We start from the raw sequence: 21,879 nt of genomic DNA, 5'->3' as shown, positions 1-21,879 counted from the left end.
TATATCTACCTACATCTATAAATCTTGCATACACATATCCAATGAATTAATTCGTTGGAGTCTGAAATTTGTATCTATATCTTTTATATTTGTAAGTCTGAAAAGTTCAATCTTTTTCTTACAAGCACACCCATAAACATAACCATCTTTATCTATATATAATTTATTTATACCTGCGTAACATTTATTGCTCTTTTTGAAACTAAGACAATTTTGTATCTCTAGAAAACCACTTACTGTAACAGATCTATTAAACTGATTAGAACCGCATATACTTTTAACAATATCCGCCTGTTCCTCTCTTGACATCCCTATCTCGTTCCAGTTATCTTTAGCTCTCCCATGTTTAACTAGACGTAACAGTCTAACTTCTTTTATTCCTAATTCAATTAAGTATTGGATAGTCTCTTTAATGTCTGTCACATTATTAGATAAAAGAACCAAGTGCGCGTTAACAGTAACTCCTGCTCCAATAAAATTATAGATTGATTTTAAAGAAGCATTGAAAGAACCTAGCGTTCCTGTAATTTGGTCATGTATTTCAGGCTTATGGCTATATATCGACATATAAACAAAATCAAGACCACTTTCTTTTAGTTCGTTTGCATATTCTTTAGTGACTGGATAAATATGATTATTAGCTGTAGAACAACCTGATGTGAATAGGCCCAACTTAATATTTTCAATCTTATTTACCTTCTTTAATGATTCACAAATAAATTGACTCCCATGTATTAATGGCTCTCCACCAGTAAATATTGAGATAATATCGTTTTTCTTTGAAAGAATCTTTAAGAGTTTTAAATAATTTCCTAAGTCTGCTTTGTTAGTGTTTCTGTAAGAGGATTCAGATGAACAATGTTTACAACTCAGTGGGCACTGTGATGTAATTTCGTAATGAATCTCTATTGTATCTATATTATTCAATTTCATATCTTTGAAATCTCTTTCTATTTTTCTCCAGCTTATTAAAGTAGCTTTGTTCTAGGTCAATATCTAATTGGTTACTTAGTTTAATTAGATAGATAAATATATCTGCTATTTCCTCAGAAAGGGCTGACCTTTTTTCGTCTAATTTGAAATCACCTCTAATAATTTTTTTTACTAGATTAGCTGTTTCGCCTATTTCCCCAAACATACTAATTAAAATAAATTCTAACATTTCTAGATTATCATTTGTAATTTTTTTGTTCCAGTTGAACTTGCTGGAGTGATTCTGGTCAAACTCTTCTTGTATCTTGATGATTTCCTTTAAGTCCATTTTAGTTCCACTCCTCTTCTATCAACTTTAATGCTTTTTCCAGGTTACAACTTATTTCCTGATATTTCTCTTTTAATTTATCATTGTATACTGAAGTACTTTTTCTAAGTGTATTAACTTCATTCATAGCTTTTACTATTTCATCAATTTGTTCAGATATTATTTCGAATCCTCTTAATTTCATACCTTTGGATAAAGATTGAATACCATCAGTAATAATTACAGACTCTTTAGAGTTCAATTTCTCTTGCAACAATTTTACTATCTCACTTCTGTTTCCATCATCAATCAACACCATAATTTTCATAGAATCTATTACATCTATTGTACATTTAGTCAAACAACTAAAATTCTTAATTCTCTGAGCCCTAAACGCGACAAGATGTAATTTGAATGTCTCAATTTTCGGAAAGTGTTGGCATATCTTATTGATATTTATACAAATTTCAGCTAAGTTTATAGGCAGAAAATTTTCAACTTCTAAAGCACGAAAATAGGCAGTTACGAGGAGCGTTTTTGGATCATAATGAGAAAAACTAAATTGCAAAACAAGAAACGAGGGAATAGCCTCATCTCCGCTGTCAATGATATCATACATATTAATTAAGCTGAAACAGGCCCGGTTACCTTCATTTTTCCTCTTTAGTTCCTCAATTATAAATGAAATTCCTGACTCACTATCTGCAAGGTTTTTTTTGTTAATATATTCTCCATGATTTATTATTAACTCTGGTGGTTTTTGTTCCATTTGCCATTTTTCTGCTATATCATAGTTCAAGGTAATAAACTGTGAGTATATCTCGTTAATATTAAATGTACCTGTTAAGATTAAGTTTTCTTGAACTTCTTGGCAGCGCTCTAATGTACTATTATACAACTCTTCAAGTGTATTACTTATAATATTATTAACATCACTCATAATATCCCCCCTAGATACCTTAAATAAATCCTCCCATAGTTCCACTTGCTACACAATCTCCATTATACCGAAAACATTTGAAATCTCCTATTAAACTATCGGTTAAACTTATTATTATAAACTGATTACTATAATCCGTACCTGAGTTCTTAAGTAAACTTCCTACTCCAATAATTTGGCATGGAGTTTTCCCAACTGAAATATTAATATACATATGCTGATGTCCATGCAAAATTAACTTTACACCATATTTCTCAGCAAGCAAAAATAACTCATAAGCATTTTCTGTTGCAGATCTCTCTTTCTTTAATATTGGAATTAAGTGATGGTGCAATATAAATATTTTATTGTCATTTCTCGATTGGTCCAGTTTTTCCTTAAGTAAATTTATATCCACCCTACCATAATTACGATCTCCATGATAAACACTATTAATAATAAGAAACTCCCAGTCATGGATTACTTCTGTTTGGACATTATGATTGCTAAATGCATAATTTGTCTTTTTTGTTATATCCCACGTAAAACGATCAAACCTAGCAAATTTCCTCCATTCTTCTGTGGCAATATCATGGTTCCCAGGACAAAATACATACCTAAAACTTTTCAATTCAAATTTTGAACTCAACTTGTCGCAAAAAGTCTTGGCACAAATATATCCGTCTGGATTTCCTCTGTTGGTCACGTCCCCACATATAACACAGACGATGTTATTATCATTAAACTTTTCTACTTCATCAAAAATTCCTTGAATTCGTTTATCAATACCCTCTGAATTATGCCCTGCCCACATATGCAAATCTGATAATTGTATTATTATCAATTCAACTTCTCCCTCCAAAATATTTAAGTCTATTGTATAAATCTCTCCCGATTTATACAATAGATTTAAATTAAACATGTCCCGATAACGTACCGTGTATTCCCGAAGTCTGGTTACTACATTCATATTCTCTCAGATTTTAGGAATACTCTGTTGAACTAAACCGCTGTATTGATTTGCTATAGGTAATTCGTCACTTTTGTATGGCAGACGGTTTAGTACAACACAAGATTCATGATGTTCTAGTTCTCATAATATTATATGCCTCTGTAACTTCCACTCGGTGCTATCTTGTTCCGGGGTTTTTATTTGCTTGCTGAACATCACAAATCTCCAAATATTAGGAGATGTACTACTACCTACCCTAAATTCCATATTTTGATGACTTAGCTTGAAATGTTGGTCTGCCTCCCTCAAGATATTTGATCACTTCCTCCTTAACCTCTTGGGTTTCAAGTGCACCAGACATTACAATTGATCCACGTGTAGCATCACTTTCTATAATAGTGAATTTATCTGTGTCTGAGGCAACAGCAAGACAGGAATTATGAGTGGTAAAAATAAACTGGCGATTATCTTTTCGCTTTCTAATCTTAACGCACATATCATTCCATACACTTCTTACATCTAAGGAATCCTCTGGTTGGTCAATAACTATCGGGAACTTACCATCACTAAGTGCCATTATCAGCATAGCAGTACATTTTTGACCAACTGATATATCTCTGATCAACTCGTACTTTTCGTCATTAACACGAAATTTAATTTCTGGTCTATCTTGGGGATGTGAACGATATTGTAGTTGTAATAATTCCTCATACTCAACTTGACTAAGAAGAAACTCACATAAAGCTTGAAGTTTTTGAATTTCCACGCCTGTCTTTTTTGAGAGTTCTGTAAGTTGTGTAATATCTTTTTTAACCTCATACCTAAGTAAAGTTAAAATAAATTCATATGGAGTAATTCTAGAACATATATCGTCAATTTCAGAATCTCGTAAGTAAGATCCTTTCTTCAATACATATAATTTATTTTTAAATTCGTCAACATTGGTTGACTCATGAATTTTAATCTGTAAACAACCACCCGATTCACGTTCAAATTTCTTACATTTAGTTTTGCGTTCTTGAGAGTATTCTTCAAATACCTTGAATAAATCTTTCATCTTGGAATCTCTTTGGGTTTTAATGTTTTTTAATTTATTTGCTTTCTCTATTAGAGAAGTTTCTCTTTTAACTAAATCATCGATTTGCTTGATTACTCTCAATCTTTGAAGTTCAATGCCTTTTCTATCTCCCCCAGCTTTCCTTACATGTTCTTCATACTTTTTCTTTTCTTCGTTAAAAATTAAGCTCCACTTTTTATATTCGACTTCTATTTTATTTAAAGATTTCTCAATTTCCTCAGATACAGAGTTCATTAATTCATCAGTTTCATTTCTGACAAGATTAATAGTATCTTGATTCCTTTTTATTACAGGATCTTTCGATAATGGATCCTCTATATGTGGAAATTCCATTTTCTTTATTACATTAATTTCAGCTTTTATCTCGTTATGTAAGTTTTCAAGGCTTGTTTGTTGCCACTTTAGAACTCTATCCTTTTCTTCAAGTAACTTATACTGGTCATAAATTGGGTCAGATAAAAGTTTATTTAGTTTTTCAAGCTCAGTACGATTAGTCAAGAGTTGCTTTCTAATGTCAGCCAAAATATTATAAGATTTGAGTCCACCTGCAAATTGTGTATCCAACTCACTTAAGTCGAGTTCCATATTTTTTATTCTGTTTTGAAAATGTTTAAAATCAAAAAACCTATCTATAAATCGAATTTGCTCTTGTTCATCTTCTGCAATTTTGACTATTTCATTTTGGCTTAAAAATAAAATAGGAAATGAACTCGCAATTCTTTCATGTTCTTCTTCTGCATAAGGATTTCCTTTAGTAGGGTTATAAGTACGCTCAATATAGTGTTCTACCCCAGTTTCATCTAGAACTCTAACTTCAACTGAACCGTATGTATCTAACTTTCTCTGTAGCTTTCTATTATGATCTTCAAATATGTCCTTTTGAGACGATACTTGTCCCAAAACAAATCTCATAAGCTCTACTAACAGAGATTTACCTGCTCCCTTTGCACCTAAAATGCTATTTAAACCAGGATGGAACATGGCTTCTTGCCCGTCAAAAAAGCCACCCTTTACTTTCACAGATTTTATATATGGGTAAATTAGTTGTTGAAATTCAAATTGCTGTCTTATACGAACTTCTCTATCGATAAAGCATTGTCTAAGACTCTCCAAATCTACTTCATCATCAACCTTAAAATAAGAAAATTTTGCTCCAATTCCATCTAAACTATGTTTATCTTCATCGCCTTTCTTTGAATCTGAGACTATATAAACACCTAGTTTTCGGCAATTATAGTTTGGGTCCTTTCCATTCAACAAATCAATCGCCCTAATTGATTTCTTTTTCTTTTCAGGATTAATAAAGTCATTAAGAGAAGTCTCAACTGCTAATAATCCCTTATGTTCAAAAATTTTTGTCCTAGTCTCTCCAGTTATATCATGAAGAACACCTTTCGATGATGTACAGTGAGCTAATACAGCAAGTCCATTGTATGGTTCGGATGAAATCGCATCTATAACCTGATAGGGTGCAAAAGGAGTAACAGCTTTTGGCGTCCCAAAATCATCCGGATTAATTTTCAAAGTTGCTAATAAACCTTGGATATGTTTAGTGCCTTTATCAGGACTTAAAATTGCGATTACATGTATCCCGGCTTTACCACCAGTACAGTAAATTTCAACACCAGGAAATATAGTCAGATTTTTGCCTTTATCAGCCTCTTTTACTTTATCTACCCATTCACCAGTATTATGATCGGTAATTGCTATACCTCTTAGCCCCTTCTCAAGGGCTTTTTTTACAATCTGTTCAGCAGTTACAGTCTTGTCTTGAAAGTCATGTGAACCCGGAGTATGTACATGGAGATCAAACTTCTTAAATTGTAAACCCGAATATTTTTTCATACATCTACCTCCTTTTAATGACCTCAAGTCAGATATAAATATTTCGCCTAACGTTCCGTGTCTGCGATGTCCCTGAACTGGACATCATAGGAATACCCCTTGGCGGTGCTTGCACCCAGTAAAGGGATATGGTGCGGCTATCTTCATGCTCGTTCTCCAAAGTCCTTCTTCGTGACATCACTGGTCCGCACCCTTGTGCAGACACATTGTTAGGCGGATGCCCCGCAGAATCATCTAATAGCTATAGTTATCTCTTCTATGTCAGTCATTTTCCATGTATTACCCTTCCTGAACAATTCCCCTGTCACTCTTATTAGTTGCCCCTTCCCATGTGCCTCGTAAGCAATCCTATATTGATGTCTATCTAAATCAAGTTTGACATATACTGTCTTTCCATCGTAATCATATTTAACTATAGCTTGGCGATTAAATGCTTCATCACTCATTGGATTCTTAGTTGAGTGTAATGTAATAATCTGACCAACAATAGTCTCTTGAAATGGTTCGATTTTCTTTAGCTCATCTGCCGCATATTCTAATACTTCGTATGATTTTTTTTCAAGCTTCCACAATTGTTTACTTCTTATATCCTCAGGCACACTAATTTTAGGACTCCAAGATACATGGAAATTGATTTCCTTAGCCTTTTCTTGTGACAATTCTAAAAGGGCTTCACACATTCTAGCATTTAAACCAATGTCAAAATTCTCCACTAAAATATCAGCATTATCTTGATTAACGGACTTTTCCACTAAATCCAATCCACGAATAATCCGCTCCATAACACGTCTCTCAAAGGGCACTTCCTCTTTTTCTTGAAAAAGCGTTAACTGTATATAGTTTGCTATAATTGGTGAGTTAATTGTAAATCCAAAACTTCCTTCAAACGTGTGGCCAAATTGGCATATATCGGCATGATATATGCCAACAGCTAATGGTTTATCAAAGAACGGAAGGCTTTTTTCTTCAGAACTTGCAGCATAAATAAACAAGTTTTTTAAAGCATACACATCGTTGGCTGCTACCGATAAAGGTATCGTCCCTGAAGGCCCAACATCCAGAATCCTGACTTTAATGATGTCATGACTTATTAGAGTGATTTTTTGTATTAGGCTATTAATATCCATGTCACTAGTTAACGACATAATAGTCAACGTATCTTTTATTCTTCTAATATAATCCTGCAATTCTCTGTTCTGAGGCAATAGCACTTCAAGTCTATTGCCTTCATTATCTTTAGGACTTAAGAATAACCTTATTTTTTTATTGGGATGATCTTTCGTCTCCCAATTGTTTTCAATAAGATATCTTTCTATATCCTCCAAAGATATTTTATTAAACTCGAACCGATCATTTGAATTATTCATGCTATTTCCCCCAAACGTACTTTTTCAATTAGCTTTATTACTGCATCGGGAGAAAACACATTTGTTCGTGGTATTCTTATCCTGACAGTATTCTTGTTTTTCGTTGGCGCACCATCCAAATAAAAATAATATGAGCATTTCCTAAGTATAATTTCTTCTTCTGAAATATTTAACCAGTCATCTTCTTCCTTTGGCAAACATAATAATACTAATAAACATGGGATGGAAGAGTTTTGATGTCTATATACAAGTTTATTGTAGGTGTCTACCTCAAGATCATAAACAATAGCTTCCTCTTCTGCTGCCCAGTTTGTTGTCGCTTTCAGTTGACAATCGAATGACACTCCCATATCCATCAATTTTCCGTTAAATCTATCTACTCGTCTTACACTTACATCTACACCATAATCTTTCGAGGTTATGTCAAAAGATGCGCCAGACTTAGCAACAACAGAGCTGACATAAGATACGGATAATGATTCTTCAATATTTTGAATCATAACGGTCATTCAAAAATCACCTCTTCATTACCATCAATTATTGACCCAAATGCGGGGTTTCGCCTAACGTTCCCGGCATTCCCGACGTGTCCGTCCCACTAGGGCTGGCGCAAGACTTGCCTCATCCTTATTAGCACAACCCTCAATGCAAGTCTTGTGACAGAGGACATGTGGGCGGCTTACCCTAAAACTCGCCCCACCGCCCCTTGCGGGAAAGCTCGTGTTGTACTAAACCGCTACGCGGTGGTCATCTGATTCCAGTTTCATGGTATCATCTTCCTATAAATTTAACTAGGAGGATGTTACCTTATGACAAATCATTGTGAAAAAATGAAGTTTGAGATGGAGCTCCGTGGATACTCCCAAAACACCAAAAGACATTACTTGAGCCATGTCCGATTACTTGAAAAGTATTATGGTCAATCCGCAGATCAGGTCTCTCCTGATGAAATTAAAAAGTTCTTTCATCACCGAATTAAGAAAGGTATTAGCTACAGCAACGTTAACATTTCCTGCAATGCCTTCAAACTCATGTTTAATTCTATCCTTAAACGTAATTGGTCTGATGAGGTTATTGTTCGTCCTAAAAAAGTAAAGAAGCTCCCTTATGTTCTATCCAAGGATGAAATTTTCTTAATCATGAATCACATCCCTAATGTGAAGCATAAAACCATTCTTTTGACTGCCTATTCTGCAGGTCTTCGCATTAGTGAGGTTCTTAACCTTTGTGTTTTAGATATTGACTCCACTAATATGCTTATCAAGGTTCGTTGTGGTAAGGGTGGTAAAGATCGCTTTATCATACTATGGAAAGAAAACCTTAGTCTATTCCCATAGTTAAATTAGCTGCTTTTGGTGGGGCTAAATGCTTCACAGAAAATTTCTCCGATGTCGTTAGCCTCTATAATGTGAATAAATGTCTTTTTTGTCAACTTACATTTATTTGGAATTTCCTATCTTTTATTATTTGCTGACTAATATTTAATAAATCACAAAATTATTTATGATAAATTTTACAATTATAAAATATGAGGTTACTACCACTTAGTATGGTAAGTTCATAATTAAAACCCCCGTAACCGTCACCTACTAATCGTAAGGACGGTTACTTTTGTTTGATGTTGTGATAATTAATTCTTACAACCATTTTTATCACAAGTTATTTTAGAACTAGTATTTACCCAATGGCTCGAATGTTCGTTGGTATTAGTTCCGCAACCAGTTGTTCCACCCTTTGTTCCAGAGTGTACAATTCCAGTCGGTATATGTTTAACTGCCATTTCCTCACCTCCTTTCAGACTACCCTTTTTTTCCCTAACAATAAATTTATTGTCTTTACAATATGGACAGGGGAATGTCACTAGCGTCATGCTACCTTCATCTTTGCAAAGTTACGGTATAACACCTTGTTATAAGAAGTGGGGGCCCCATAGCCAAAAGCCGCCATGGATGGCGTCTCTCCAAGCCATCAAATTCCTATTCCTAAGCTGTAAATTAATAATTATTATGTAGAACACTATTTGCCTAGTCTACATCGCAATTATGATCATTGGCAAAACCAACGGAAACCAATAGGTCTCTCCAATCCATATTCGCAAGCTTTACAGCATTCAAAAGCTCTTCATACTTACCATCAGATAATTTGATAGCAGCAAATTGAATCCTTTCCATTTGTCCAGAAGTGAAGCCTTCACATAATGGCAGATGGGTATTACATTTACTTATCAAGAGATCTTTTATACTTTCAACTTCATTCTCTGGAAATAACTTGCTGATTAGTCTCACTGTTCTTTCAGACAAATGTAACAAAAGTACTCCTCCCAAATTAAAAACTATGTAAAGATTTGATATAACTATTGCATTCCAGAACGCTAGTTCTGTTTTTATGCCAATATGATTGGCATTAGCGAACTGCAGATAGATAGTACTTACTATCTCTACAGTCCCCAAATGTATTTTAATATTAACATTGGCCTAATTAGTGTTTAGCTTAATCATAATACCTCAGCTGATTATTCAGAAGACTTACTTTTTAGACAATTTCTATACAAAAATTACATATCCTGCAACTTTATGGAAATATAATTTGTGCTGTTAATAAAAAAAGGATTGAAGGTGGTCAGATTTCTCTGTTTCCTTCAATCCTGGAAAGACTTTATTTTAAACCTACTTTATAACTCACTCAAAAAGCGGCTGACGGTTACTTTTTCTCCCCAACGTTCTTTAGGCACAATCATCTCAAGTTCCTTTTTAGCTCTAGAGGTGGCCACATACATTAAGCGTCGCTCTTCTTCAATATCTTCTGTTGAGGAACTTCTTGCATGTGGAATAACATCTTCAATGGCTCCTATTATAAACACATACTTAAACTCCATGCCTTTACTTTTATGAATACTTAATAAACGAACGACATCTGCATTGGGATTAAGTGCTATCTTCTTTTTCTCCTGCTGTATTTCACTTATCTTATCAATATGCTCAATAAAATCTTTAACGGTTTGAAATTTCTTCGCTGAAGCTTCAAGTTCTTCAAGATCTTCAAGAATAACCTTATCGTTTTTCTCATAGACATTGTTACCCTTTAAGATAAATGAGTCATAATTTCCTTTGTTTCTTACTAATCTAATAGCTTCAACTGGTTTAATATTTCCAAGACTGTTTATTAAAGAAATTTTATCCTTCATATTTTTTATTTGATAATCTGGCATATCACTTATTGTTTTAACAGCTTCAAGAATATTAGAATACTTGCCCGCTTTAGTTCCTTCTATAATCCATGTTTCCTTTTCTTTACTTAGATACAATGATGGAGAAATTTTAGAAAAAGATTTAAAATCATTTGGGTCTAGTGCTAACCGTAAATGAGAAATAAGTCCACTAACCATTAGCTTCTCATAGAACCCCTCCCCTTCTTGATCAATAATGAAAGGGATATCAAACTCTAGTAAGGTTTCTAGAGTTGAGCGGACGTAACTGTTAGTTCTAAATAGCACAGCAAAATCATTAAATGAGTATCTTTCTTCTGATACTAATGTCTTAATTCTTCCTGCGAGATATAAGCTTTCAGCTGACTCATCTTCTACATTAATTAATTTAGGTCCTGATCCATTTACTTTATCTGTAGCTAGAACTTCTTTTTGAATTCGTGTTTCATTGTTTGAGATTATTTTTGAGGAAAGACCTATAATTTTAGGACAAGATCTATAATTAACATTTAACTGATAGAAGTGAGATTTCGGAAATATTTTCGAAAATGATAAAAGAATTTCTGGGCTAGTTCCGCGGAACCCATAGATTGCTTGATCATCATCGCCAACTACAAAAAGACTATCATCAGGCTCTGCAATCATCTTAACAATTTCCCACTGGCTCTTACTGGTATCTTGCATTTCATCTACTAAAATGTGTTTGAATCTGTTTTGACAGGATTTTCTTACATTGATGTTCTTCTTTATTAAATGATTAGTTTCAATAATTAAATCATCAAAGTCTAAAAATCTATTTTGCGATTTATAATTTTCATAATTCTGATAGACCTGTACAAGATTAGCATTAGAATCATCATCAGATATGTCTTCTGGGTGCAGCATGTTATTTTTCCAAAAAGTTATTGCTGTATTTGTATCTTCATAAGAGACACTTCCCCTTAATCCTGTATCTTTAAGTAGATTGGTGATTAGTATTCTTTTTCTTTCGTTAGAAATGAGATTTATCTGATAGCCTGACCATTGCAAAAGTTTATAAAATACACTATGTAGTGTTCTAATAACAACGTTGTTTACTTGATCTTTAGATAATATTGAAATAACTTGGAGTTTATCTTTCATTTCTTCTGTAGCTTTTTTTGTAAATGTAACTGCCAAAATGCTTTTTGGGTCTATTTTTTGAACGGCTATTAAGTAAGCTATTCTAGCTATAATTGTGGTGGTTTTTCCTGAGCCTGCGGGAGCTAAAATACAATTAGCACCTAACGGTGCCTTTACAGCTTCTAATTGGCTTTTATTAAGTATAATATTAGCTTTTTCAAGACCTCTAAAGAACCAAGCATCTTTGCTATTGTTGGTTATGATTTTCTTTGAATTTAAGTCTATATTGGAAATATTGGCAGGTGTGATTTGTTCAATGGTTTCTCGTAAGGGCTTCACTTTTTTTGCTGGTTTACTACGGGGTTGTATTTCAATTTTTTTATTTAAGACATGATCGAGCCATGAAGTCATTAGCAAATTTCTCCTATTCTTTTTGATTATGCATTATATCTATCATAGGTAATACATGCTTTCTTGTCAATTTTCTTCTATGGTGAAAATTTTTGCTAAGTAAATATAAATAAGCCTGTATCTATCTTGCTGATACAGGCTTTCAGTACACATTTTATTCTATAAATTCATTAATTAGCGTTGATGCTTCCCGTTTGATAGGCCATTAAAATCACAGCTAGTTGTGCTTAAAGAGCCTCTTAGTCTCATAGAATCAATTATACGTTTAACAGCCAACAAAATTGCAGCTTCCGTTAAATTGATTTTTTCCTTATTGCTTATATCAAGGATATCGACAAAAGTATCCTTAATTATGAAATCAACAAAATTAAAAACTGTTTCTTTCTTCCTTTGTTGTGCACTTAAGGAGCCAGAGTATTCCATATTAGAAGCAATAACGCCACCAGAATTTGCTACTATATCTGGAAAAACAAATATCTTTTTGTCTTCTAGAATATTCATGCCATCTGGAGTAATAGGCATATTAGCTCCGGAAACTACAGCTTTAGCTCGCACAAGCTTGGATGTTCTTTCATTTAGTACATGGCCTGCTGCACAAGGTAAAAGAGCATCTACCTCTAAACTAAATAATTGATCATTGTCAATGACTTCTTCTGAAAACCCTACTATAGTGCCTTTTTTTTCAGCATAATTCATCATTTTTTCAATATCAAAGCCACCTTTAGAATATACACCGCCATTAATATCACTAGCACCTACAATAGTAACACCTTGTTCAGCTAGGTAATAAGCAGTATAAGAACCCACGTTACCAAAACCTTGAATAGCTATTTTAGCTTTTGATGGTTCTATGCCTAAATGTTTTAAGGTTTCAATTGTGGAAACTGCTACACCATAACCGGTACTCTCTTTTCTGCCAGATAACCAACCATGTACTCCTTCGGGTTTCCCAGTTACTGAAGCAGGGTCATCTGTAGCATTATATATTTCTGTCATCTGTTCTCCACTTGAACCCATATCTGGTGCAGGAATATAAGTATGGCTAGTTAACATTGCTCGAAACTTACTTCCGTATTCCTTAAAAATTGCCCTTTTTATTACCTTCTCAAAATCTAAACTCCTAGTTTTTATAGCAAATAAGTTATAAAAATCTTGCATATCAACTCGTATCCCAGTTTTTCCACCACCAAACTCAATACCTGTCACAGCAGTTTTTAAAGTCATAAGTCTAGCTAACTCTGTTGTTTCCCAAACGTCAACATCATTAGCCAATCTAATACCACCCTTGTAAGGACCGCGTGCATTGTTGTGAAGAACTATACAACCCCAAACATTAATAATTTTTCCAAAGACTTCTACGGGCAATCGGAATATGTAAATGTTTTGCGGTTTAATCAATTCTGTTATGATATCACTACCAAGACCTAAATGTTCACCTGCTGTTTGTATTAAACCACTTGATACATTAGGTGGTTCCAGGCTACCAATAATTTGTTCCATACCCGTGGCTTGTATAGAAACCATTAGATTCTTACCCCCTCGTGTATAATATATTTAGTACATTAATATAAGTCTATACACATATATCCTAAAAAAGCAAGGTTTAGATTTAGTTTTACCATAAAACTAATATTCTGCCGGTAATTCTTCTAATTCGGCCATACCAAATACTGGACCATCTTTACATACATATTTGCTTCCTATATAATATTCCTGCTAATATTATTGGTAGTCTTTCAAGGATTTTTGCTCCAAAACAGTAAATAACCGCTGATCAAGACGCACAAACCTTAATCGGCGGTTGTGATATCATTTTTTCAAATAGTGGGAAGTTTTAAGGTCATATTAGTTCTACAGAATCCCCTTTTTTTATTTTACCACCTTTAATAACTTTACAAAACAGACCTTTGCTTGGTAAAAGGCTTACTCCAAATGTTTTGCTAACAATACTAGGATGATCCTCTTTACCAATTTGAGTTACCTGTAATACTGCATCTATAGCCAATCTGATTTTGCTTCCAACAGTCAAGCGCGATAAATCCAGGCCAGCAATTAGAATATTTTCTGCAAAATCACCGGGTCCGGCATTCAATTTATGCTCTTTATTGGCCATTTGAACACTTTCCCAATTAAGACAAGTAACCTGGCGTCCCCACTTCCCTGCGTGTCCATCTTTTTCAATTCCATAATCTTCTATTATATTAGCTTCAGACACTTCTTTTTTAAGTTGTCCTCTCTCTGGGCTAACAGAGATGGCATATATAATTCCTTTAATCATTGATACCACGCCTTTCTAATAATAGTCCAATCAATGCCCGCAATAGCAATAACGTAATATTTATTTTTCGGAATGACATTCTGAACAATAACCAAAAAACTTTAATTCATGATTGATGACAGTAAAGCTCTTTTTTTCATAGATTGCCTTTTCCAACACATCAAGCAAATCATCATTAAATTCTATTATTTTGCTACATTTTAAGCAGATTAAGTGGTGATGATGATGCTTATCATGACTTGATAACTCATAGCGAGACTTACCATCATCAAAATTCATTTTTTGTAATACTTCAATATCTGCTAGTAAATCTAGGGTTCTGTAAACTGTAGCAAGGCCTATTTCTGGATACTGATTTTTAACAATTTGATAAATGTCTTCAGCACTAAGATGCTTTTGTTCATTATCCAAAAATACCTTTAAAATGGTTTTCCGTTGTGGGGTAAGTTTATAGTCTTTTTCTTGTAGTTTTTGATAAATTACTTCTAAAGATTTTTTCACTATAATTTACTCCTTTATACTTTTTATAGCTAATCACATTTTGAGCTTTTGTCCTCTGGACAATTCTGTTCAAACCTATGTCTGCGGCATCTACCACATCCATAGATTTGCTCTCTTTTGTCGCAAAGCTTGTAATCGCCACCCTCTATCTTCAAAATATTACCATTAACTAAAGAATCTGCAAGCTTTATACGAGCTTCGTTGTATATCCTCTGGACAGTTGTGCGAGCGACATTCATTTGATCAGCGCATTCCTCTTGCTTCATCCCCTCTAAATCTATAAGACGAATGGTTTCATATTCCTCAACTGTCATTATAATTATTTCAGTATCTAAATCTGTTGCATTGAGTGGGCCAAACAAGTTACTATCTGGCAGGCAACATACTTTTCTCCATTTTCTAGGTCTTGGCATGATTGATTCACCTCATATTTATAAGATAAATAACAGGGAATGGTTATCGACATATGCTTTTTCAGTTTTTATTATATACCTTTTTGAACATATGTCAATAACGTCTTTAAAAAAAGAGGTCAGACAATAATGCCTGACCATGTGAGTATTAATATGTGTATTTAACTACACAATGATTGAAAATCGTCCTTTTTTCGGATGGTTTGCAGCTGTGAAATTGCTTGTTCTAGCTGCCCTGTTCTCATATATGCTAAAGCCAGTATTTGCCGCAAATTAAGATTATAATGCTCTCTATTTAAAGCACTCTTGCAGATATCTATGGTTTCGTGATACTTACCATTGTTCAAAAGGGCCTCACATAATTTAATCAGAATGGTTTCATTATCATTGATTGTAAGTGCCTTTTTGTAAACAGGAATTGCACTTTCACTTAGGTTATCGGTCATGCATAGTGCCTCTGCATATATAACAGTAGTATGCTCAGACAAAGCGTAAACATTTATTTTATTGCAATATTCCACAACTGATTTTATAAGCCCTAATTCCATCATTATTTGTGCAGCAGTTTCAATATATTGGATATTGTGTGGGGCTATAGAAATAGCTTCTCTGAGTATGTCGGCTTTGTCCAGATTTTTCGACAAATTTTTGTCACCTTTACAAATGTAGTCTGCAAGAGACAAAACAATATAATCGTGTGTATCCTTCGTGGAATTTCCTTTGACATCTAAGATAAAAGAAATTCTTTCATAGTTTAATTGGCCGCTATCTAGGTAAGCCTTAGCTAAAAGATCAGATGCTCCAATTAATTCTTTTGAGTTCAAATTTAATTTTTCTAATAGTGATATAGCCTTAGAATACTCACCCATTTTGTAATACTCACTAGCTATATTTAAACCTGTTACTTGTGTAGAATAACCCTTTTCTCTAGCACTCTTGAAATAGCTAAGTGTTTGTGCAGAATTGCTTTCTTCTAAACATATAGTACCTTCTACAGCTGATTCTATTCCAAGGGAAACATCAGATACTTCCAGATTTCTAAACATTTGTTCAGATTTTTCTTTTAGTGAGATTTCTTTGGTTTTCCTAGCTTTGGCTGTAATATTTGATGACACTCCGTATATTATAAGTCCTGGCATAATTCCAAAGAAAGGAATGGTTAGTAAACCAACTAACGCAATTATTCCTCCTGCAACACTAACTGTCTTACTTACCTTACCTGTCTCCTTAATAGCTTTATCTAAGGAAATCAGATGCCCCTGGACTCCACACTTGCTACAACCTTTCTCACTAAGCCATGTAACTTCTCCACATTTCCCACAAACCACCACAAAATCCTTATAACTAACTGTCATGATGCACCTCTCCCTTCATATTTTTTATAAATCATTACCATTGATCTTACTTATCTACATAAGCAAAAGCCGTGCCAGATCATTAGAAATGGATTATTTTACACTTATTCTTAATATCGTTGAACATAACACTTACGCTTTAAGGCTTTAAAATGGAAATAAGATATTGGAACTCCTCCAAAAAGAATAAAAAAACACATCCTTTTTAAAAGATGTGTGCAAATAGGTACATATTTAGTGAACAGTTGTGCTTTAAGGTACATTATGTCTTATTCACGCTCATGTTTTGCCATTCGCTCTAAATGACTGTATAAAGACCTACGAGAAATACCAAGGTAACGTGCTGTTTTAGCTTTGTTACCTTGATGTTTCTCTAGAGCTTCCTCAATCACTTCATCTACAAATTGATTAAGGGGAAAAGACTTTGTAGGCAACGAAAAGTTATCAGCATTATTTGTTTGATAAGTCTCGACTGATTTTTGATTATTTTTAATAAGCTTTAAATGATGAGGTTTAATCTCAATATCATCATACATAAAAACTGCCCATTCTATAATATTTTTTAGCTCTCGAACGTTCCCTGGCCAGGAATAAGTTAAGAGTTCTTGTTGAGCGTTTTTGCTAATACTCCTGAAATTCTTCTTTTTTTGTTTTGAAAATTGCTCCAAAAACATTTGAGCTAATTTAATGATATCATCCATTCTTTCTCGCAATGGTGGAATGATGATATGGCCTACTTTAAGTCGGTAATATAAGTCCTTACGAAATTTACCATCTGTTACCTGTTTTTCAAGATTAGAATTGGTGGCACAGATTAATCTCACATCTGTTTGAATTTTTTTTAAGCCACCTACTCGATAAAATTCCTTTTCCTGAATTACTCTTAAGAGTTTTCCTTGAAGTTCTAAAGGGATTTCAGTAATCTCATCTAAAAAAAGTGTTCCGCCTTTGGCTATATCAATCTTACCTTGTTGTCCCTTAGACAATCCTCCTGTATAAGACCCTGCCTCATAACCAAATAATTCGCTTTCAAAAAGACTTGGTGTTAAAGCAGCACAGTTGATATCTACAAAATTTGTTGCTGTTCCAGTTTCACCAAAGTGGATGAGGCGAGCTATAACCTCTTTGCCAGTTCCAGTCTCTCCTTGAATAATTACTGGAATAGAACGATCTACATGATACATTTGAGTTTGACGGACTATCAGCTTCATTTGATCTGAAAAAATCCCTATTGAGTCTAGACCGGTATATTTTGCCATCAATTTCCTAAGCCGTTGAGTTTCTTCTCTAGATTCCTTAGTTGCAGTCTCTAACTCACTATCAAAGTGTTCTGTAAGCTTTTTATTTTCTCTGCGCAGAGCTTGGTGTTCCGCAATTCTTTCTGTAAGAACAGCGAGTTCCTCAACGTTTAGAGGCTTAAGTAAATAATCGTAGGCACCTGACCTTAGAGCGCTGATAGCTGTCTCTAGTTCACCATGACCAGTATATATTACTACATCTGTTTCTGAGTATTTAGGAAGTTTGGAAATAGCTTTTAATAATTCTACCCCTGACAGATGCGGCATTTTAATATCTGTTAAGACCATGGGGAATTCCCCGCTTTTATATATTTCAAGAGCCTCTCTGCCATCATCACACTCTACCACGTGATGTCCAAGCTGATTTAAAAAATCAGCAACGGAACTCCTACCGTGTCTATCATCATCAACAAGCAAAATATTCACTAGTCTCTCACCCTTCCATTTAAGCCTTTAGAAATCAAAAACTCAACTCTAAAGGTGGCTCCGCCCTCTTGATTCTCCATGAGATATATTTTTCCACCTAGAGAAGCTGTAATAGAGTAGACAATAGATAAACCTAGTCCCATATTACCCTTTTGTTTTTTGGTTGTAAAAAAAGGATCAAAAATCTTACTGCGATATTCTTCCTTGATTCCAGGCCCATTATCGCTTATTTCCAGGAACACTTTGTTTGCTGACCAGGTTTTACAAGTAATAGTCATTCGGTCTCTATCAGCTGTCTCTAAAGCTTGAAGTGAATTAATAAGGAGATTCATTATTATTTCTTCCAGACGCACCTGATCCCCTTGGATGGGAGGCAAATTTTCTTCAAGTGACTTTTTAATCTCAATACCATGTGTAGAGATTTGCCTACCTACAAGGCTTAATGCCCCCTCAACTGCCAGGTTTAAATCACAAGGAACTAGTTTACCAGGATACTCATCTTTAATAAATTGGCGCATATTTTTTATAATATACTCAATTCGCCTAGCCTGAATAGACACTTTTTCTAAATTATCCATTGTTTTAACTGGATCGGGAGTATTACCCTTTTTGTAAAAATAGAGCATACCATCTACAGTTACTTTTAAAGAGTTTAGGGGCTGATTTATTTCATGGAGCATGGATAATGGTTTAATAATTATATTCTTTAAGAATATGTAACCAATAAGGATAACAATAATAACAGCTAGTGCAGCAATTGCTACAGCCTGTAAAGCTGCTTGCATGGACAGGTCAATATATGGGTCTTCAGGCACGCCTGTGTACCAAATTCCAATAATTTCACCTTCAGCATTATGGATTGGATCATATCCAGTTTGGTTCCAACTTCCTACAACATTAGCTCTTCCGACAAAGCGTTCATTTTTCTTAAGTACTATTTCTGCCACGTGATCTGAAACTTTTGTATTAATAGCTCTTTCGCCATCCTCGGTTCGAACATTTGTTGCAACTCTAGTATCAAGCTGAAATATAGTTACAGTATTACCACCTGTTAAATCCCCAATTTCATCTACAATTTCATAATTACCATTCATCATAACGGAACCTTTATAAAGATAGCCATCTCTTAAGCTCCAATCGCCAGGAATTTTTATATCTAAATAACTGTAACCTAGTTGGATATCAGAAATTAGTTTTTGCTGGGCACTACTAATTAAATTATTTTTTGTTGTGGTGTAACTAGCGATTGTTAAAAGGGTGGCCATAGATAATACCACTATAATTAAACCAATAATCATTTTTTGACTTATAGTCCATCTCATTACTATTCCTCCAGGCCTTTGTTATTCAATGAACTTAATATACTATATTCAAAACTAAATATATTCTTGGATTTATTGTAATTCTGTTTTGTAGTGCTTTTTTTCTGTGTTTTATAATATTTTAAAAATTGATTATATATCTTCCTCAAAAAATTGTAATTGATTATCTATAGCTAAATCAGGTGTCTTCTCAAAAGTTAGGCTTTTTATTGTTCCTAGCTGCCTTAACTTCTTTTTCGCATCTTTCATGTTTTTAGCTTGGACAGTTTTTCTTATGGTCCTTTCAGCTTTGTTTTTGTCAAAGTAATTAATAATAGCAGTATAAAGGTACAATATTTAAAACCTCCTTGCCATAATTTACATCATATCTATTATAACAAAAAATTATGATGTTCAACGAAGTAATAAATAGTTAATACTAGTATTTTCTTTATACATTGATAGATAAGGTAATACTATAGAAATACGACAACCCCTCATTTTGGGAGTTGTCGTATTTCTAAACCTTTATTATTAGTAGTTACCTAAATATTTTTTGATTTCCCAATCATGAACTTGATCTGTATAATCCGACCATTCTTTATACTTAGCTTCCAAAAAACGATCATAAATATGACAACCAAGTGATTTTTTTATAAGAGGGTCAGCCTCCATAGACCTTAAAGCAGCATATAAGTCTCTAGGTAGATGTTGTAAATCAAGCTGGGCTCTCTTTTTAGGAGATAAATTATATAAATCCTCTTCTATAGAAGCAGGAGGTTCGATTTTGTTTTTAATTCCATCAAGACCTGCTTTTAACATGACAGCAAACATTAGATATGGATTTGCTGTTGGATCCGGAGACCTTAATTCTACCCTAGTCGCTGATTTTCGGCTAGCTGGAACTCTGATTAATGTACTTCTGTTAGATTTTGACCAACCGATTTGGATAGGTGCTTCATACCCAGGTTTTAACCGCTTATAGCTGTTTACTATTGGGTTACCAATAGCTGTCATACCGTTAGCATGCCTTAAGATGCCACCTATATAATAATGAGCCATTTTACTTAATCCGCTTTCTGTAGTACTATCATAAAAAATATTTTCTCCATTTTTAAATAAGGACTGGTTGCAATGCATCGCTGATCCATTCTCATTAAAAAAAGGTTTAGGCATAAACGTAGCGTATAAATTGTGCTGTTTAGCAATATTTTTTACTACATCTTTAAATGTAACCCATTTATCAGCAGTTTTTAATGCTTCATCATATTTAAAGTCGATTTCATGTTGACCAGGTGCAACTTCGTGATGAGAAGCTTCAATTCTAAAACCCATTTTTTTCATAGTTAGAACTATATCTCGTCTCGCATCTTCACCCCTATCTACAGGAGCTAGATCAAAATAACCTGCATGATCATGAATGTGAAAAACAGGAGAACCATTTTCATCAGTATGAAATAAGAAAAACTCTCCTTCAGGTCCTACATTCAATTCTAGTCCTAATTCTTTGACTTCATTTAATGCTCTTTTTAAAGTATTTCTTGGGCATCCTTCAAAAGGTTCACCGTCAGGGGTATGAACATCGCATATCATGCGAGCTACACCCATTTCCTTGGGTCTCCAGGGCATTACTTGGAATGTATCTGGATCTGGTATTAGACATTGATCTGATTCATTGACTCTGGCAAAACCATCTATAGATGATCCGTCAAACATTAAATTACCTTCAAAAGCATTTTCTAATTCATCAGGTGTTATATTGACACTCTTTAATATTCCAAAAATATCAACAAATTGTAATCTAATAAATTCTATTCCATTTTCCTCAATCTTCTTAATTACTTGTTGCTTTTCTACCTCCGTGGAATTAATAGTAATCCTCCTCATGAATTTGCGTTATAATAAAAGAAAAGCTACCTATTTGAAAACAACAGGCAAGCTATTTACCTTAATATACTATCATTCTTTGTTTACTAGGTCTAATCTACTGAGCGATATAGAGGTGTACTAATTAGGCCTAACAGATACTTCAGAAAGTATACCTCCCCCACATACAAACTATTGCTAGTTCATTAGCATATACTCTTAAATACTCTCTACAAGACTATATGAATACAACGGGGTTAAAAAGATGCCTAGTTAATGGTTAGCTAAAGAGGTCGTTAAGGAAATATTTGTTATTGCATTTC

Annotated in this window: 20 protein-coding genes; 1 reads left to right on the top strand and 19 read right to left on the bottom strand. The window is 34.0% G+C overall.

From position 1 onward, the window contains the following. Window positions 1–15 precede the first annotated feature (15 nt). The 7 genes from APF76_04080 to APF76_04050 form a co-directional block, all read right to left on the bottom strand. On the bottom strand, window positions 16–933 hold the full coding sequence (locus APF76_04080; GenBank protein ID KUO52226.1) for a hypothetical protein: 918 nt from the start codon (window positions 931–933) through the stop codon (window positions 16–18). Next, window positions 920–1,261: a hypothetical protein gene (locus tag APF76_04075; GenBank protein ID KUO52225.1), complete on the bottom strand. Its 342-nt coding sequence runs from the start codon at window positions 1,259–1,261 to the stop codon at window positions 920–922. The genes APF76_04080 and APF76_04075 overlap by 14 nt, the downstream gene beginning before the upstream one ends. Window position 1,262: 1 nt before the next feature. Then, window positions 1,263–2,225: a hypothetical protein gene (locus tag APF76_04070; protein ID KUO52224.1), complete on the bottom strand. Its 963-nt coding sequence runs from the start codon at window positions 2,223–2,225 to the stop codon at window positions 1,263–1,265. Further along, window positions 2,200–3,003 carry a hypothetical protein gene (locus tag APF76_04065; GenBank protein ID KUO52223.1) on the bottom strand — a complete coding sequence of 268 codons (804 nt, stop codon included), beginning with the start codon at window positions 3,001–3,003 and terminating at the stop codon, window positions 2,200–2,202. The genes APF76_04070 and APF76_04065 overlap by 26 nt, the downstream gene beginning before the upstream one ends. A 364-nt stretch (window positions 3,004–3,367) precedes the next feature. Beyond that, a complete protein-coding gene (locus APF76_04060; GenBank protein ID KUO52222.1) occupies window positions 3,368–6,034 on the bottom strand; it encodes a hypothetical protein in 2,667 nt (888 codons plus the stop codon). 230 nt (window positions 6,035–6,264) lie between these two features. After that, window positions 6,265–7,401 carry a hypothetical protein gene (locus APF76_04055; protein ID KUO52221.1) on the bottom strand — a complete coding sequence of 379 codons (1,137 nt, stop codon included), beginning with the start codon at window positions 7,399–7,401 and terminating at the stop codon, window positions 6,265–6,267. Then, entirely contained in the window at window positions 7,398–7,910 is a 513-nt protein-coding gene (locus APF76_04050; protein ID KUO52220.1) for a hypothetical protein, read from the bottom strand. The genes APF76_04055 and APF76_04050 overlap by 4 nt, the downstream gene beginning before the upstream one ends. Before the next feature lie 300 nt (window positions 7,911–8,210). Here APF76_04050 and APF76_04045 point away from each other — a divergent pair, with 300 nt between their 5' ends. Further along, on the top strand, window positions 8,211–8,738 hold the full coding sequence (locus tag APF76_04045; GenBank protein ID KUO52219.1) for a hypothetical protein: 528 nt from the start codon (window positions 8,211–8,213) through the stop codon (window positions 8,736–8,738). Between the two features lie 293 nt (window positions 8,739–9,031). Here APF76_04045 and APF76_04040 read toward each other — a convergent pair whose 3' ends face one another. From APF76_04040 to APF76_03985, 12 genes are all read right to left on the bottom strand, one after another. Then, a complete protein-coding gene (locus APF76_04040) occupies window positions 9,032–9,271 on the bottom strand; it encodes a hypothetical protein (GenBank protein ID KUO52218.1) in 240 nt (79 codons plus the stop codon). Window positions 9,272–9,425: 154 nt separating this feature from the next. Next, window positions 9,426–9,710, bottom strand: coding sequence for a hypothetical protein (locus APF76_04035; GenBank protein KUO52217.1), 285 nt, complete (start codon window positions 9,708–9,710; stop codon window positions 9,426–9,428). Between the two features lie 362 nt (window positions 9,711–10,072). Next, window positions 10,073–12,118 (bottom strand): hypothetical protein, encoded by a 2,046-nt coding sequence (locus tag APF76_04030; protein ID KUO52216.1) that lies wholly within the window; start codon window positions 12,116–12,118, stop codon window positions 10,073–10,075. A 174-nt stretch (window positions 12,119–12,292) separates the two neighbouring features. Beyond that, window positions 12,293–13,642, bottom strand: a complete 1,350-nt coding sequence (locus APF76_04025; GenBank protein KUO52215.1) for a hypothetical protein — start codon at window positions 13,640–13,642, stop codon at window positions 12,293–12,295. 316 nt (window positions 13,643–13,958) lie between these two features. Beyond that, window positions 13,959–14,396 carry a hypothetical protein gene (locus APF76_04020; GenBank protein ID KUO52214.1) on the bottom strand — a complete coding sequence of 146 codons (438 nt, stop codon included), beginning with the start codon at window positions 14,394–14,396 and terminating at the stop codon, window positions 13,959–13,961. Between the two features lie 60 nt (window positions 14,397–14,456). Beyond that, the gene (locus APF76_04015; GenBank protein KUO52213.1) at window positions 14,457–14,903 is read right to left on the bottom strand and encodes a Fur family transcriptional regulator; all 447 of its coding nucleotides are present in this window, start codon (window positions 14,901–14,903) and stop codon (window positions 14,457–14,459) included. A 23-nt stretch (window positions 14,904–14,926) separates the two neighbouring features. Then, window positions 14,927–15,310 (bottom strand): hypothetical protein, encoded by a 384-nt coding sequence (locus APF76_04010; GenBank protein KUO52212.1) that lies wholly within the window; start codon window positions 15,308–15,310, stop codon window positions 14,927–14,929. Window positions 15,311–15,471: 161 nt separating this feature from the next. Continuing rightward, entirely contained in the window at window positions 15,472–16,665 is a 1,194-nt protein-coding gene (locus APF76_04005) for a hypothetical protein (protein ID KUO52211.1), read from the bottom strand. A gap of 269 nt (window positions 16,666–16,934) precedes the next feature. After that, the gene (locus APF76_04000) at window positions 16,935–18,389 is read right to left on the bottom strand and encodes a Fis family transcriptional regulator (protein KUO52210.1); all 1,455 of its coding nucleotides are present in this window, start codon (window positions 18,387–18,389) and stop codon (window positions 16,935–16,937) included. Next, window positions 18,389–19,711, bottom strand: coding sequence for a hypothetical protein (locus APF76_03995; GenBank protein KUO52209.1), 1,323 nt, complete (start codon window positions 19,709–19,711; stop codon window positions 18,389–18,391). Before APF76_03995 ends, APF76_04000 begins: the two co-directional genes overlap by 1 nt. Before the next feature lie 132 nt (window positions 19,712–19,843). Next, window positions 19,844–20,044 (bottom strand): hypothetical protein, encoded by a 201-nt coding sequence (locus APF76_03990; protein KUO52208.1) that lies wholly within the window; start codon window positions 20,042–20,044, stop codon window positions 19,844–19,846. 180 nt (window positions 20,045–20,224) lie between these two features. Continuing rightward, window positions 20,225–21,577 (bottom strand): glutamine synthetase, encoded by a 1,353-nt coding sequence (locus tag APF76_03985; protein KUO52207.1) that lies wholly within the window; start codon window positions 21,575–21,577, stop codon window positions 20,225–20,227. Window positions 21,578–21,879: the final 302 nt, after the last annotated feature.

Source organism: Desulfitibacter sp. BRH_c19 (assembly GCA_001515945.1).
GTDB lineage: Bacteria > Bacillota > DSM-16504 > Desulfitibacterales > Desulfitibacteraceae > Desulfitibacter.
Note: the sequence above shows the minus strand (reverse complement) of the source record. Positions and strands in the feature narration are given on the sequence as shown.